This is a genomic window from Neobacillus niacini (genome assembly GCF_023715785.1).
GTDB classification, from domain to species: Bacteria; Bacillota; Bacilli; order Bacillales; family Cytobacillaceae; genus Neobacillus; species Neobacillus niacini_E.
Genome location: NZ_JAMBOX010000011.1, coordinates 148,969 through 162,635 on the forward strand (window position 1 = coordinate 148,969; position 13,667 = coordinate 162,635).

Here is a 13,667-nt window from a genome sequence, read left to right on the forward strand (position 1 = left end):
GAGAGAAAATGACTGCTATTGTAAAAAAAGCGTGGGGATATCGGTATTGGGTTCTTGTCATCCTTTGGTTGGTCTATATCATTAACTATTTTGACCGGATGGCGGTCCTGACCTTTCTGCCTTATATCCAAAAAGATCTGAACTTAACGCCGGTCGAAGTTGGACAGCTGGCATCCGTATTTTTCTTTGCCTATGCGGCTGCACAAATCAGCGCAGGTTTTCTCGCCGATAAAATTGGTTCCAAAAAAGTCATGTATATTGCCGTAGCCGTCTTTACCTTCGTTACCGCCTTAACCGGAGTCGTGAAAAATTTCGCGCAGTTTATTGCGCTGCGGATTGGCTTGGGTCTAGGAGAAGGACACCATTTTGCTCCTGCCATTCGTGCCATCAATAACTGGTTCCCATTTAAAGAAAGAGGACGAGCCGTTTCCTTCTTTGCCACATCTTGGGCTGTGGCTCCTGCTATTGTGCCAGTAATCGTTACTAGTATTTCTATCTACTTCTTTGGAGGGGCTTGGAGACCGGTATTCTACGTTCTTGCGATTCCAGGTGCACTCGCCATCTTCCTATTATGGCGATTTGTGGCGGATTCACCGAAAGAAATGATTGATAAAGGAAAATTGAGCAAGGACGAGGATATGGAGGAAAACAATGCAGCCCCTGTCAAGATGTCTAAGGAAGAAAAAAGAAAACAATATGGCGTTTTCCTGAAAGATCTTAATTTTTATGTCTTCACTTTGTGTTTATTCTGCCAGTTGGCTGTTTACTGGGGAACATCCACATGGTTAACTTCGTTCCTTGTGACACAGCATGGGCTGAATCTGAAGGAAATGGGCTTTTTCGCCTCCGCACCGTATATTGTCGCCTTCTTCGCGATGATGCTTGGCGGATGGCTGATGGATAACGTCGTTCATCGCATGAAGCCGGTAGCGTTAATCGGCTATCTTGGAAGTATTCCGGTGCTCTGGATGCTGGGTTCTGTCGAAAAGGGAAATACAGGTATGTTACTGACATTGCTATTGCTGGTGGGATTCTTTGTCAACTTGAACTTTGGTTCCATCTATGCTTACCTGCCGAAACGCTATCCAAAGGAGATTGTCGGAAGCGCAACCGGGCTGGCAAATGGAATTGGCCAATTGGGTTCGTTCGTCTCGCCGCTGATTGCCGGTTATTTAGTAACCGTCGGGGCCAATGGCACACAGGATTTTAGCAAGGTATTTATCTTTTTTGCCATCGTCTCAGCGATAGCAGCTATATGTGCCTTGATTTTAAAAGAAAAACAATCCAAACAGGCTGATCTCAAAATAGCCGATAAGAAATCTGTAAGTTAAGAACCCATCAAAATAAGCGGGAGGATCTGAAAATGGCTGGCAGCAAAACATACGATCCATATGAAGCATGGAAAAACCTAATGATCAATTGGGAAAAACAGGCCAATGATGTGATTCATTTTTGGACAAACAGTCGTGACTATATTAAGTGGTCACAGGGAGCGACGGACCTGCAGCTCCGGTATCTGGAGATGTTCCAAAGAAATCAGCAATTACTGCTCACTCAGTTACAGCTACCAACGAAAAAGGACCTCGCCAATGTAGCGAAACTTTCGATTCAAACAGAGGAAAAGCTGGATGCCTTGGAGGAGCAGCTATGGAATGTCGAGGATGCCATTGAATCCACAAATAAACAGGTTGGCAGTTTAACAGAGGTTTCCCGTGAAGCTGTCAAGGTAATCAAGCAGCTTAAAACAGAGCAGAAAAGAGACAAAAAAGAGTTGGAAACGATAGACGAGATCCATTTCGAACTCCTGGAAATCAAAAGGGAATTGGCTGAGATGAATAGCTTAAAAGAAGAGATTGCCAGTCTTAAAGCCCAATTGGCAGGATCGAAACAGGACAAGGAAAAGGAACTTGCGGCTTTAACCAAATAATCGGAAGGAGGAAGGATTTTGGCAACAAAAACTAGCAATCAAACCGTCCTGCCAGCCTTCAATTATGAAAAAGAACTCGAGCGTTGGACAGCGTTTGCCAATGCCATCATGGGGCCGGAGCTTGGCGCAAATCACACCCCGAGAAAACAGGTTTGGGCAAAAAATAAGGCAACGCTATGGCATTATGCCCCTGCTGAAAAGAAATATGACATTCCGGTATTTATGATTTATTCCCTGTTTAACCGGCCTAGTATTCTCGATTTTGCCCCGGGATCCAGTGTGATGGAAGGATTAGTCAACAATGGCTACGATGTCTACCTATTAGACTGGGGGATCGCAGGATATGAAGATAAAGATATGACCATTGAAGACTATATTGCCGACTATATTCCAAAAGCGGTGAAGCGGGCGCTACGCCATTCGAGGACGGAGGAAGTGTCCGTAATCGGTTATTGTCTAGGCGGCACCTTTGCGGCGATGTATGCCGCGATTGCGGAGGAACCAATCAGGAACCTGATCGTCGCTACTGTTCCCATCGATTTTAGCGTTTCGGTACTGCCGGATAAATGGGAGCAGGAATTGAAGGAAAGCGGGTATAACGCGGATCGACTGATTGAGGTATTCGGAGTGATCCCACCGGCTTACGTTGAGGCAATGTTCCGGTCTGTGACGGCCCCGATTTATAACAGCCCATATGTCACCCTGTTAACGCGTGCGAATGATGAGCGCTTTGTCGAAAAGTGGAAACGGATGAATAAATGGAATAGCGGTCATGTTCCGTTGACGGGCGGGGCATTCCGCCAAATGACCACTGATTTCTTTAAAGAAAATAAACTGGTCAAGGGCGAATTCACCATCCATGGCCAAAAGGTCGATTTAGGAAAAATAACCGCCAATCTGCTGGTGGTCAGTTCAAAAAACGATACCCTGATCCCTGAAGGCCAAAGCCTGCCGTTAATGGAATTGGTTTCTAGTGAGGATAAAACCTACCTCAGTGTGGAGGCAGGACACGTTTCCCTGGCGATGACAGGAAAATTAAATGGCATCCTGGAAGATTGGCTTGGAGAGCATTCGAAGTAATAGTTAGTGCTGCCCGTTGGAGGATTGATCCGATAACGGGTAGTTTTATCTAGATAGTGCTGTCATAAATATTACTGTTTATGTTCCAATGCGACCCTATTGGTACTATTATCTAGCGATAGGTCAAATAGAAGGGTTATATGCGACCGGCCCGGTGAATTTTTCAAGCGATGGGTCGCATAGAAAGTCTATATGTGACCGTGCCGATGATTTTTTCGATCGTTCGGTCATATGAAAAACTCTTCCTTGATACCATGGAGCAGTGTAATTACATGGAAAAGCAATATTCTTTTAGAAAAGTACCTAACTAAAAATAGGAGGAATGAAGCATGGCTGTTTTGCAATCGAAGGTTTTTGACAGGATCGACGAAAAGGAAGCGGTTCAATTTTTACAGTCATTGATCCAGGTGAATAGTGTGAACCTGCCAGGAAATGAAAAAGAGGTAGCTGAGGTGATTCAGTCCTTTTTAAAAACATGCAGTCTTCAAGTTGAATTGGATGACTTAGGGGACAACCGGGCCAATATTTTTGTTACATATCCCAATGGGGGAAAGGATGACAAATTTCTGGTATACAGCGGTCACCTTGATACCGTTCCAACGGGAAAGGTGGAGTGGGAGCATGACCCGTTTTCCGGGGAAGTAGTCGATAACAAGGTATTTGGCCGCGGTACAACCGACATGAAAAGCGGCGTGGCAGCGATGGTCCTTGCATTGAAGTATTTGGAAGAGGCCGGAGTGAAGCTGAATGGAAAGCTGCAGTTTGTCGGCACAGCAGGTGAAGAGGTGGATGGATATGGTGCAAAAACAGTGGTTGAAAAGGGACAAATCGATAAGGCCACAGCCTTAGTTGTGTCGGAACCTAGTGAAAACCAAATTTTCCATGCCCATAAAGGCTGCTTATGGCTCGAAATCACCACTTATGGAAAAACAGCCCATGGGTCAATGCCGGACAAAGGGATAAATGCCATTTTAACGATGAATGAAATTATCAATCGTCTGCAAACCTATCAATTTGACTACAAGCCACACTCGGTATTGGGCCTTCCGACGTTAAATGTTGGAACAATTGAAGGCGGCGTCAAAACAAATGTAGTCCCAGATCAATGCAAGCTAACCATTGATATCCGAACTGTGCCCGGACAGAGCAATGAGCAAATTTTACAAGATATTGAGAATTTGGTTAAGGCTGTTGCTTTGAATTATGAGATAAAAGTCTTGAATAGCATGGCATCCGTGGGTACAGACGAATCCGATGATTTTATCAAACTTGCGATCGAGACCGGAAAAAACCATCTGAACCTAGAATTAAAGCCATCAGGGGTTAATTATTATACCGACGCATCCGTTTACTGCCCGCATTTGCAGGTACCCGCCTTCATCTTTGGCCCGGGAATCCCGACGCTCGCCCATCAGCCGAATGAATATGTGGAGATTGAAAAATTCATAGAATCAATTCAGTATTTTATCGCGCTGGCGATTGATTATTTGGGAGAAAGGTAGAAATTGAGGGAGCGGGGCTGTTTTACTCTCGGATAGGGAGAAATTACTCTCGGATTTAGCATGAATAATTTTACCCATATGGTAATAGATTGATTTTGATAGCCTGTAATTCTATTAGTAGGAAGGTGGAGGGATTTTGAGTAAAATAATTCACGAAAAAAATGTCCCGTCGGTGATGAGAGACGGGACTACACTGTATGCGGATGTGTACCGACCCGAAAGAGAGGGAAAATATCCCGTTTTACTGCAACGGACCCCGTACAATAAGACATTTCTCCCCCTGACAACCATGGTATTGGACCCAATCGCAGCCGCGCACCAGGGGTATGTCGTGATTATTCAAGATGTCCGCGGCCGGTTTGAATCCGAAGGGGAGTCTTTTTACGCCTATAAAAATGAGTATCAGGATGGATATGATTCAGTAGAATGGGCCGCTTCCTTGCCATACTCTGATGGAAATGTCGGTATGTATGGTCTGTCGTATAAAGGGATGACGCAATTTCAGGCTGCGGTCATGCGGCCGCCGCATCTTAAAGCTATTTTTCCAATTACCTGGGGAACCGATGTGTTTATGTATCGTGGCGGCGCCCTTGAACTGGGTTTGTTGATATCCTGGTCGTTAGCCACGATTGGACCGAATGCCGTGATTAGGGCGAAAAAGGGAAAGGAAGACTTCCTCCCAGAGTTTATGCAAATGGTACATGCAATCGACCATATTGAAGAGGCCGGCTTTCATCAATTGCCGATTCAGGACAGCCAGTGGCTTAAACTCGGTGATGGTTTCGCCTCGTTTGTTTACGACATTCTTGAACACGAAACAAGGGATGAATACCATCAGGAAATCGGTGTGAAGGAAAAATCCGAAAAGATCAATGTCCCTGTATTCGGAATTGCGGGTTGGTATGATCTCTTGCTGGGCCAGGACCTCGAGCACTATGAAACATGGAACCACAAAAACAATACAAAGCTGATGATCGGCCCTTGGGCCCATGCAGGATTTGCCCCGCAGGTAGGAGACTTGAATTTCGGTTTAAGCGCATCAAGCTTGTTGCTCGAATTGAAAACTGATTTAACAAGCTTGCAATTACAATGGTTTGATTATTGGTTAAAAGGAATCGAGAATGGGATTATGGACGAGGCTCCCGTTAAAATCTTTGTCATGGGAGAAAACAAATGGCGCAGCGAACAGGAATGGCCATTACAAAGGACCGTTTATACGCCGTATTATTTCCACAGTAATGGCAGGGCCAATACAAAGGATGGGGATGGTTCCCTATCGCTAAACCTGCCGCAGGACGACAATTTCGACAGTTATGTGTATGATCCCGCCAATCCCGTTCCGACTCTTGGGGGCAACCATCTAATGCCAGCGAATTACCCGCGAGGGCCAATTGACCAGCAACACCTTGAAGCACGGGAGGATGTCTTGGTCTACACTAGTGAGGAATTGGTGGAGGATTTGGAAGTAACTGGGCCGGTGAAGGTCATCCTGTATGCAGCAAGCTCAGCGGTGGATACCGACTTTACGGCAAAGGTTGTCGATGTCCATCCGACTGGGAAAGCAATTAATATAGTCGATGGAATTATCCGCGCAAAATACAGGGAGACAAATCAGCCCGCTTCGCTCATCACGCCTAATGAAGTCTACCGCTATGAAATTGACTTGCTGGCAACCAGTAATGTTTTTAAAAAAGGGCATAAACTTCGAGTAGAAATCTCTAGCAGCAATTTTCCGCGTTACGACCGCAATCTCAATACAGGGGAATCAGGAAAAAACAGTAAAGAATGGGTTTCTGCCATCCAACGAGTGTATCATAGTGAAAAATATCCATCGCACATCTTATTGCCGGTTATTCCATAAGAAAAGCCAGAGGGACGGTTCCAGCCACGAACCGTCCCTTGTTCATGCTTAATCGCGCATGGCGCCTGCCTCTCGGGAAGTCATGTCACCTTGTCCTGCGTTAACATCCCTTTGAATTTGCTGTTTTACCTGTTGTGCATTCGTGCCGGCAAATTCGGGCTTCATAATTGAACTTACATTAGGCTTAGATTGTTGACTTTGTTTCATACAAGTCCAAGTCCTCCTCAATTAATTGTTTAACAATCTTATTATTAACCAAACATGGTATTGTTGATAAGTTTTATTCATTCCCATTGATAATCTCGGAACGGTTCTCCATTTGTGGGGGTTCCTCGAACCAGCCATTTTCAATCTTAATTTTTATTCCTTCTTGAGCGTAAAAATAAATATCTTTTGCGATTAACATGGATTTCATTGCTAAATCGTTTCTAAAACTAAAATATGCACCTGTTCCAGTGCCAACAATGGAAAATCCATTGAGGATGTAGATGCAATGCATCATCAGCTTATCAGAAAAAGGTGGTACCGTTGAGGAAGTTACCGTCGCTCCTGAGGTGGCGGAAAGTTGAACATCTGCCTCCAGAAGTAACTCCTCCATTATTTTAATTTGTTTCTTTGCGAGATCCATCCCTTTGATAAAATATTGTTTAACCTCTTTGTTCTGGGCACATTGGGCAAACCCTGTAATAAGTTGCATACCAATATTATTTGCTTCAAGATTGTGATGAAGGATCCCGACCTCAAGGTCAGTTAAGGCCCTCTTATCGCCGGTGAGTTTAAAGCCCTCCCTAAACTTTTCACTAGTAATAAACTCATTTTTTTTCGGCATAGTTACTTTTGGAGGCAGGCTAAGAATTCCCTTTTCCAGTAAATAAAGGGTTGAGAGTTTATAGATTTTTTGAGTAACCGTGGTGAGACCCTCATAAATCGCCATCACCTTTTTATTGTAGGTCATATTCATGCTAAGGGTGTATAGCCCCATACTCACTTCTTTTAAGATACGGACAAACATCACATCAAACCCATTGTCATATAACTTTGGCGCTTCTAAATTCACATCGTCCAATGTAAATCCAACAGGTATAGCCATACCTTGTTCCGAAAAAATCTCTTCCATCTCATTACAATAAAAGTTTAGCTCCTGCCACAATCCACCTAAAAGATTTCTTGCCTGGGTGTCATTGGACTTTTCGATAAAATACTCCAAAAATCGCATAATCAAGGTCTTTTCTTGGTATGTTTGCCAAAGCGAGCCAACTTCAGAAACATTTATAGGATTTGTAAGGATCAATTGAAAGTACCTCCTACTTCATATCTGAAAAACCCAATATTTGCATATAATTAGAATTTCCATTAAAAGAAAAACAATACTGTTGTTTGCAGAATGGCGCTAACAGTGATTTAGCGATAAAATAGACAGGAATGAACGAAACGGGGAGAATGAACATGAGTAATGAGATTGAAGAATTGAAACTGGAATTAAACCGTCTGAAGGACGATAACCGTGAGTTATTTCAAACCCTAGTTGAGCCGGGATTACATAGGAAAGTACAGGAATTTCTCGATAGCTTCGAGGATTATTTCCGCGAACGGGGCTTTGTGATTCGGAAAAAGGAAAATAAGGTTAGGGTCTCGTTTGATGATCTTCATTTAAAAGCTTTTTCCGACGGCGGCCATGATATCTTTATCATGAGAGGGAAAGAGCAAATTGCTTCAGTTACCGTGAAATTTATTGGTGAGGGTGAGTCTGGTGGACGACAGGGTCAAAGTGTTGACTTGTTGGACCAGTTGGAAAAGGAAAAATCTTTGGCCAATGACTTGAGCAATCCTGTGTTTTATTACACTGGAAGGGAATTTGGCTTTAAATACGAAACGCCATTATCCGTTCTGGAAAGTATATTTGGGGTATAATCGATGAATAAAAAAGAGATTGAATATAAAATAATGGAGTTAAAGGATGAGTATGTTCAGTTGCAGCATAATCTCGAAAAATTGGAATACGTAAAAGGAAATTTGGACCCGTTGGAAAAACGGATTTCTGCCATTGAAGAGGAATTACGCACATTAAACCAGCTATTAAGAAAATAAATGGCCATTCTTTTGCCATGCTATATCCCCTGATTTAAGGGGATTTTTTGTTTAAAAAAGGATTTTTACAAATATTGTAGAAATAATTACGAGTTTGGCCGTTTCATAAATTTATGGTGCAAATCATGGAGGTAAAAATGGGAATTTATAAACCAAGTAAAGTTTCAAGCCATGTGAGGCTTCGTGAGATAAAAATTCCAGAAGACTATGAGCAACTTGCCATTTTACTAAATTTAATAGAGCCTGGTGCCGCCACAGCTCAATCCCTCGAAGAAGAAAACCGGCAGATTCCAACATCATCTAATCTAAAACTAAATGAAAACGGTCTTTTGGTTGGTTTCGGCAGAACAAGAGTGGTTGCAGTGACAGAAGAAGGCCAAATCATTGGTTTTGGTGCTGCTTTTCGTGCTCCATGGGTGGATCCTGGTCAGGTAGGAAGTGAATTCTGTGTTCACCCTGATTATCGGGGACAAGGTGTCGGAGAGATGATTGTTTCACATATTGAAAATTGGGCCAATGAACATCAAGCCTCTGTATTATCCTCAATCGTTATGGATTGGATTGATGAGTCGCTTCCATTCGTACAAAAGCGTGGCTTTACAGTGGATGCCCATGTTTTTGCATTAGAATTAGATGTCAATCAATTTGACGCTGCAAAATATGTAGGTTTCGTAGAACAATTTACATCGGCTGACATTCAGTTTGTTACGTTAGCGAACCTGCCAGGAGAAGAGTCCGAACATAAACTTTACGAATTATGTGTTGAGACATCCAAGGATAATCCAGGCCAGTTCGGAAGCCTTCCTCCTTTTGAGCAATGGAGAAAAGAGTTTCTGCCGGAAGTCACTTCTCGTTATGACTGGGTACTTATTGCTATTGAAGGTGACCGTTTCGTCGGAGTAACTCAATTATACAGCACTGAAAATTCTGGTGTGTTGTATACTAACTATACAGGAGTTCAAAAAGAATACCGCGGTCGCGGCATCGCAAAAGCATTAAAGTTATTGTCTATTCATGCAGCAATTAATGAAGGGGTACATACGATGACGACAGATTCGGAAGAAAATAATGCTCCAATGCAACATATTAATAGAAGTCTTGGCTATCTTCCGGGAAAAGGGCATTACCGAATTCTAAAACAGTTAAAATAACAGGGGACATTTTACGATTTTCCCAACGTAATTACTTTATGGAAGGATGTGGTCCATGATGAGCCGGTATTCAATGGAGGAATTTATTAAACAAACGGAGCAAAAGGATAAAGGAGAAGGCTTTTTTGAACTAGAGACACCCCGTTTACTGGAGGTAAACTTGGACGGTCTTGTATGGGCAAAAGCGGGGTCCATGGTCGCATATCATGGAAAAATAAAATTTGAGCGCGAAGGAATTTTGGAGCATGGACTTGGCACTGCATTTAAAAAGGCCTTAACTGGTGAAGGGGCCTCGTTAATGAAAGCAAATGGCACGGGAAAATTGTATCTTGCTGATGAAGGGAAAAAGATAATCATATTAAATCTGCAAAACGATTCCATCTATGTGAACGGCAATGACTTACTGGCATTTGAACCAGGGATTAACTGGCAGATAAAATTAATGAAACGTATTACCGGAATCATGGCAGGGGGGCTATTCAATGTTCGCTGTGAAGGATCGGGCATGATTGCAATCACCTCACACTATGAACCGCTTACATTGAGGGTGACGCCTAGCCAGCCGGTGATTACCGACCCAAATGCTACGGTTGCCTGGTCCGGAAACCTCCAGCCTGAGTTTCAAACAGATATCAGTTTAAAAACATTCCTTGGACGGGGCAGCGGTGAATCAATCCAGATGAGGTTCGAGGGCGAAGGTTTTGTCGTTGTGCAGCCTTTTGAAGAGGTAAAAAGGGTGGAAAAGAGTTAACCAGGTCTTGTAAAGCCACATTAAAGGAACCCATGATTTTAGGAAGATTACCAGATTTGTAGTTCTAGGCAGAGAATGTGCTAGGCACCATCCAGAATTTTGGAAGGTGCCTGGCACATTATTGTTTTATGATATGAAATTTAGACTGTTATTTAATACTTTTCTCCACGTTATCTGAACTGCTCTGTCTATAAATAAACGCTCTGTTTATTTAATTAGTTGTTCTGTTTAAGGAAATCCTCTGTCGAAATTACATTGGCATATTTTCCGTTAAGGGCACCAATAAAGGCATAATGAACCTGTTCTGCCGGCACGATGTTACCTTGATAAGATAAATCCCTTGTCGTACATGCATCTTCAATAAGAGATGGAATAATGACAGTTCAGCCTCTTTATAATACTGATTTTACAAGGGTTTTAAGCATTTTTGTAGTTGATACAAATATTTTAATAAATTTTTACAAATATACCTCAAAAGAGTCTACTAAAAGTCTTTTAGGTATTTTAAAGAAATTAAAAGAAAATGACAGGTTATGGATACCACATCAAGTAGCTCTTGAATACTTTTTTAATTATGAGGGTAATATGCACAAACAAAAAGAGGGTTATGATTTATTGGAAAATGAGTTAAAAAAGTTAAAAGAGGATGCTGAAAAAAGATTAGAAGCTGTTAAAAGGAATCATCCATATATAGATATTAAAAAATTTCATTTTATCTTTAATGACATTGAGCAGTCAAATTCTAAAGTACAAGAACAGATAATAAAAGAAATCACCAACTTACCTGATCCTAAAGCAATTCAACAGGATTTATTAAATTTATTAGATGGAATTATTGGTGAGCCTTATCCTCAAGAAAAAATTAATGCAATTGAGACAGAAGGAAAAGAGAGATACCAATATGATGTACCTCCAGGATTTAAGGACAAAAAAGATAAAGAAAAACAAGACTTTAGAACCTATGGTGATTTTAGGTATCAGCAGTTATATGGTGATTTAATTGTATGGAATCAAATAATGGATAGAGCAAAAAGAGAGGGAAACCAAACTCCTATAATTTTAATTACTGAGGATAGAAAAGAGGATTGGTGGGAAAAAGAAAGTGGCAAAATTAAAGGGCCTCATCCCCAACTAATTCAGGAGTTTATTAATGAGACTCAGCAGAAATTTTATATGTATAGAACAGATAATTTTGTCAGATATGCATTTGAGTATTTAGGTGCAGATATTTCAGAGGCACAAATACAAGAGGTAACAAATGAGGTTGAAAACATCAGAAGATATGAGGAATTTAATGAGAATAAATTAAAAATACAAAAAGCCACAGCTTTAAATAAAGTAACTGATTATTTAACTGAGGATGAAAAAAATGTTTTTTTTCAAATGGTTGAGCAGTCTAATGATTTAGAATTGGATTCATTTACAGCTAATTATAAATATGGGCAAGCTGTCAAATGGGCATTTAGAACTGCTTTACCAAAAATAGAAAAGAAGTTTCAAGACCTTGTTATTTTACTATCAACACTCAATGCAGAAAAAGGGCACTTAGGGCAGCATTTTTATAATTCTTTATCTGAGGATACTGATGAAAGAGTTTTAAAGTTATTAAATGAAATGCCAAATATTAAAAGTACAATAAACTTTTACAAGGCTTTTCCTGATGGACATCTCTAAAAAAATGTAAATGGAGGTAATAACTTTGCCTTTTTATCAGGTTAAAGATAAGTATGTATTTTTGTACCTTAGCAATTACAATAAGCTGAATGACATTGCTTTAAAAGACAAAGAGCCTTCATGGACTTTCAGCTCCAAGATTAAAGGAAGAAAAGAAAATATTGAGGCTAAAAAGCTCAGAGAAAAAACTATTAACCATATTTATAAAAACAGCCCATATGATCAGTTTTACAAAGAATGGATTTACTTTGATTTACAAAATCATAAAGACATTCTAGAGGATTTACCTTATTTATTGTATGACTATGGCTGTATCAATAAGTTATTTTCTTACAGAGAAATTCATGATGATACCATGCAGACATTTTTCCCTGACCTATACTATGACAAGGACTGCCAATATGAGTTAGCTCTTTTTTCAAAAGGTGGGTTATTTAAAAAGCAGGAAAAGATTTTTAGTACCATTATAGATATAAGAGAGATTGTCAGTATCAAGGGAGAATTGAATGACTTTACAATTGAGGTAAGGGATAAGACCTTACACTTTGGAATGACAATTACAATAAGTTAGTAAGCTAAAAGAGCTTTACATAAATGAAAGAGGAGCTGTTTTTTCAACTCCTCTTTTGTTGTTCTCTTTTTGTTTTTACAATATCATTCATATAATTAATAAGTTTATGTCCTGTTTTTAGCGAATCCTGTATATTATCCACTGATATTTTTTGGCTGCTTAAGGAGGCAGACATTAAATAATAAAAATATTGTAGGTCACTTAAAATTCCCTCTAACTCTACAGTAAATTCTAATAAGTCACTATGCTTTATCCATTTATCTTGTTTAAATAAAAAACTTGAGCCTGTTCCTTTAGAGTATAACTCTAATATTCCAAACTCATCCATATACTTTTGATAGTTTAATAATTGAATACAATTATATTCTAATTCCTTTGCTACAGAGTTAATAGCAATCATCTCATTTTTTCTTTCTTGACTAATATCTCTTCTTCTCTGCTCCCTGAATTGCCTATTAATGTTAATATAAGAAATGGCACCTCCAACACAAGCTCCCAAAAGAGCAGAAATAACAGGAACAGGGATATATGTGGGGATTTGAGATAATGTATTAAGAATAAACATTGATTTTCTCTCCAGTCACAGTATTTTCCATGCTATTATATCTGAAATAACAGTATACTGGAATACATTGACATTAATCTAAACTTTGCTTACTATCTGTTTGATTAATAGAGCAGAAATAGGAGGATCAGTCATGTATGAGGATAAAGGTACAATAACTGAGGATGAGCTGAGATTAATATCTAGGTATGCTGATGATGTACAGGGTAGGCTGAAAGATGAGCTGTTAAAGGCTAAAGAAATGCCTAAGAGCTTTAGCTATTACAGTTGGATTGACTATATGGAGCAGGGATTAACAATTACTTTTAAAGATAATACATCCATAATAGGAGAGCTAAATACAGCTAGGCTAGCCAGAGCTTTATTGGAGATAAATGATGGTATTAAAAGAAAGCCTCTTAAAGAGGAGCTAGAGCATGATGGCAGGTTAGAGGAGTTTAAGCAGTATCCCAAAGGTACAAAAGTAAAAGCAAATGGAGATATTGTTTACTGAGAGC

Annotated in this window: 15 protein-coding genes; 12 read left to right on the forward strand and 3 right to left on the reverse strand. The window is 40.3% G+C overall.

Annotated features, from left to right (window positions below):
* The first annotated feature begins 8 nt into the window (after positions 1 to 8).
* The 5 genes from M3234_RS19065 (at position 9) to M3234_RS19085 (ending at position 6,370) form a co-directional block, all read left to right on the forward strand.
* Positions 9 to 1,331: an MFS transporter gene (locus tag M3234_RS19065; RefSeq protein WP_262306239.1), complete on the forward strand. Its 1,323-nt coding sequence runs from the start codon at positions 9 to 11 to the stop codon at positions 1,329 to 1,331.
* Between the two features lie 32 nt (positions 1,332 to 1,363).
* Positions 1,364 to 1,927 carry a coiled-coil domain-containing protein gene (locus M3234_RS19070; protein WP_262306240.1) on the forward strand — a complete coding sequence of 188 codons (564 nt, stop codon included), beginning with the start codon at positions 1,364 to 1,366 and terminating at the stop codon, positions 1,925 to 1,927.
* A gap of 18 nt (positions 1,928 to 1,945) precedes the next feature.
* The gene (locus tag M3234_RS19075) at positions 1,946 to 3,007 is read left to right on the forward strand and encodes an alpha/beta fold hydrolase (RefSeq protein WP_262306241.1); all 1,062 of its coding nucleotides are present in this window, start codon (positions 1,946 to 1,948) and stop codon (positions 3,005 to 3,007) included.
* Positions 3,008 to 3,336: 329 nt separating this feature from the next.
* Positions 3,337 to 4,509, forward strand: a complete 1,173-nt coding sequence (locus M3234_RS19080; RefSeq protein ID WP_262306242.1) for a M20 family metallopeptidase — start codon at positions 3,337 to 3,339, stop codon at positions 4,507 to 4,509.
* 136 nt (positions 4,510 to 4,645) lie between these two features.
* Positions 4,646 to 6,370 (forward strand): CocE/NonD family hydrolase, encoded by a 1,725-nt coding sequence (locus tag M3234_RS19085; protein WP_262306243.1) that lies wholly within the window; start codon positions 4,646 to 4,648, stop codon positions 6,368 to 6,370.
* A 48-nt stretch (positions 6,371 to 6,418) separates the two neighbouring features.
* Here M3234_RS19085 and M3234_RS19090 read toward each other — a convergent pair whose 3' ends face one another.
* Both M3234_RS19090 and M3234_RS19095 read right to left on the reverse strand, forming a co-directional pair.
* Positions 6,419 to 6,577 (reverse strand): hypothetical protein, encoded by a 159-nt coding sequence (locus M3234_RS19090; RefSeq protein ID WP_262306244.1) that lies wholly within the window; start codon positions 6,575 to 6,577, stop codon positions 6,419 to 6,421.
* A 73-nt stretch (positions 6,578 to 6,650) separates the two neighbouring features.
* Entirely contained in the window at positions 6,651 to 7,661 is a 1,011-nt protein-coding gene (locus tag M3234_RS19095; RefSeq protein WP_262306245.1) for a DUF3231 family protein, read from the reverse strand.
* Positions 7,662 to 7,816: 155 nt separating this feature from the next.
* Here M3234_RS19095 and M3234_RS19100 point away from each other — a divergent pair, with 155 nt between their 5' ends.
* The 6 genes from M3234_RS19100 to M3234_RS19125 all read left to right on the forward strand — a co-directional run bounded on the left by M3234_RS19100 (position 7,817) and on the right by M3234_RS19125 (position 12,605).
* Positions 7,817 to 8,281: a hypothetical protein gene (locus tag M3234_RS19100; RefSeq protein WP_262306246.1), complete on the forward strand. Its 465-nt coding sequence runs from the start codon at positions 7,817 to 7,819 to the stop codon at positions 8,279 to 8,281.
* Positions 8,282 to 8,284: 3 nt separating this feature from the next.
* The gene (locus M3234_RS19105; protein WP_262306247.1) at positions 8,285 to 8,458 is read left to right on the forward strand and encodes an SE1832 family protein; all 174 of its coding nucleotides are present in this window, start codon (positions 8,285 to 8,287) and stop codon (positions 8,456 to 8,458) included.
* A 137-nt stretch (positions 8,459 to 8,595) separates the two neighbouring features.
* A complete protein-coding gene (locus M3234_RS19110; protein WP_262306248.1) occupies positions 8,596 to 9,609 on the forward strand; it encodes a GNAT family N-acetyltransferase in 1,014 nt (337 codons plus the stop codon).
* A gap of 58 nt (positions 9,610 to 9,667) precedes the next feature.
* Positions 9,668 to 10,360: an AIM24 family protein gene (locus M3234_RS19115; RefSeq protein WP_262306294.1), complete on the forward strand. Its 693-nt coding sequence runs from the start codon at positions 9,668 to 9,670 to the stop codon at positions 10,358 to 10,360.
* Positions 10,361 to 10,735: 375 nt separating this feature from the next.
* On the forward strand, positions 10,736 to 12,034 hold the full coding sequence (locus M3234_RS19120; protein WP_262306249.1) for a PIN-like domain-containing protein: 1,299 nt from the start codon (positions 10,736 to 10,738) through the stop codon (positions 12,032 to 12,034).
* A gap of 25 nt (positions 12,035 to 12,059) precedes the next feature.
* Complete coding sequence (locus M3234_RS19125) at positions 12,060 to 12,605, forward strand: hypothetical protein (RefSeq protein ID WP_262306250.1); 546 nt, start codon at positions 12,060 to 12,062, stop codon at positions 12,603 to 12,605.
* A gap of 43 nt (positions 12,606 to 12,648) precedes the next feature.
* Here M3234_RS19125 and M3234_RS19130 read toward each other — a convergent pair whose 3' ends face one another.
* Positions 12,649 to 13,170 carry a hypothetical protein gene (locus tag M3234_RS19130; protein ID WP_262306251.1) on the reverse strand — a complete coding sequence of 174 codons (522 nt, stop codon included), beginning with the start codon at positions 13,168 to 13,170 and terminating at the stop codon, positions 12,649 to 12,651.
* Positions 13,171 to 13,303: 133 nt separating this feature from the next.
* On the opposite strand from M3234_RS19130, the gene M3234_RS19135 reads away from it, so the two are divergent.
* Positions 13,304 to 13,663, forward strand: coding sequence for a hypothetical protein (locus M3234_RS19135; RefSeq protein WP_262306252.1), 360 nt, complete (start codon positions 13,304 to 13,306; stop codon positions 13,661 to 13,663).
* The last annotated feature ends 4 nt before the right edge of the window (positions 13,664 to 13,667 follow it).

Coding starts and splice junctions, on each gene's coding strand:
- M3234_RS19065 (WP_262306239.1), top strand. CDS start 9: ATGACTGCTATTGTAAAAAAAGCGTGGGGATATCGGTATTGGGTTCTT.
- M3234_RS19070 (WP_262306240.1), top strand. CDS start 1,364: ATGGCTGGCAGCAAAACATACGATCCATATGAAGCATGGAAAAACCTA.
- M3234_RS19080 (WP_262306242.1), top strand. CDS start 3,337: ATGGCTGTTTTGCAATCGAAGGTTTTTGACAGGATCGACGAAAAGGAA.
- M3234_RS19090 (WP_262306244.1), bottom strand. CDS start 6,577: ATGAAACAAAGTCAACAATCTAAGCCTAATGTAAGTTCAATTATGAAG.
- M3234_RS19100 (WP_262306246.1), top strand. CDS start 7,817: ATGAGTAATGAGATTGAAGAATTGAAACTGGAATTAAACCGTCTGAAG.
- M3234_RS19105 (WP_262306247.1), top strand. CDS start 8,285: ATGAATAAAAAAGAGATTGAATATAAAATAATGGAGTTAAAGGATGAG.
- M3234_RS19110 (WP_262306248.1), top strand. CDS start 8,596: ATGGGAATTTATAAACCAAGTAAAGTTTCAAGCCATGTGAGGCTTCGT.
- M3234_RS19115 (WP_262306294.1), top strand. CDS start 9,668: ATGAGCCGGTATTCAATGGAGGAATTTATTAAACAAACGGAGCAAAAG.
- M3234_RS19120 (WP_262306249.1), top strand. CDS start 10,736: ATGACAGTTCAGCCTCTTTATAATACTGATTTTACAAGGGTTTTAAGC.
- M3234_RS19130 (WP_262306251.1), bottom strand. CDS start 13,170: ATGTTTATTCTTAATACATTATCTCAAATCCCCACATATATCCCTGTT.
- M3234_RS19135 (WP_262306252.1), top strand. CDS start 13,304: ATGTATGAGGATAAAGGTACAATAACTGAGGATGAGCTGAGATTAATA.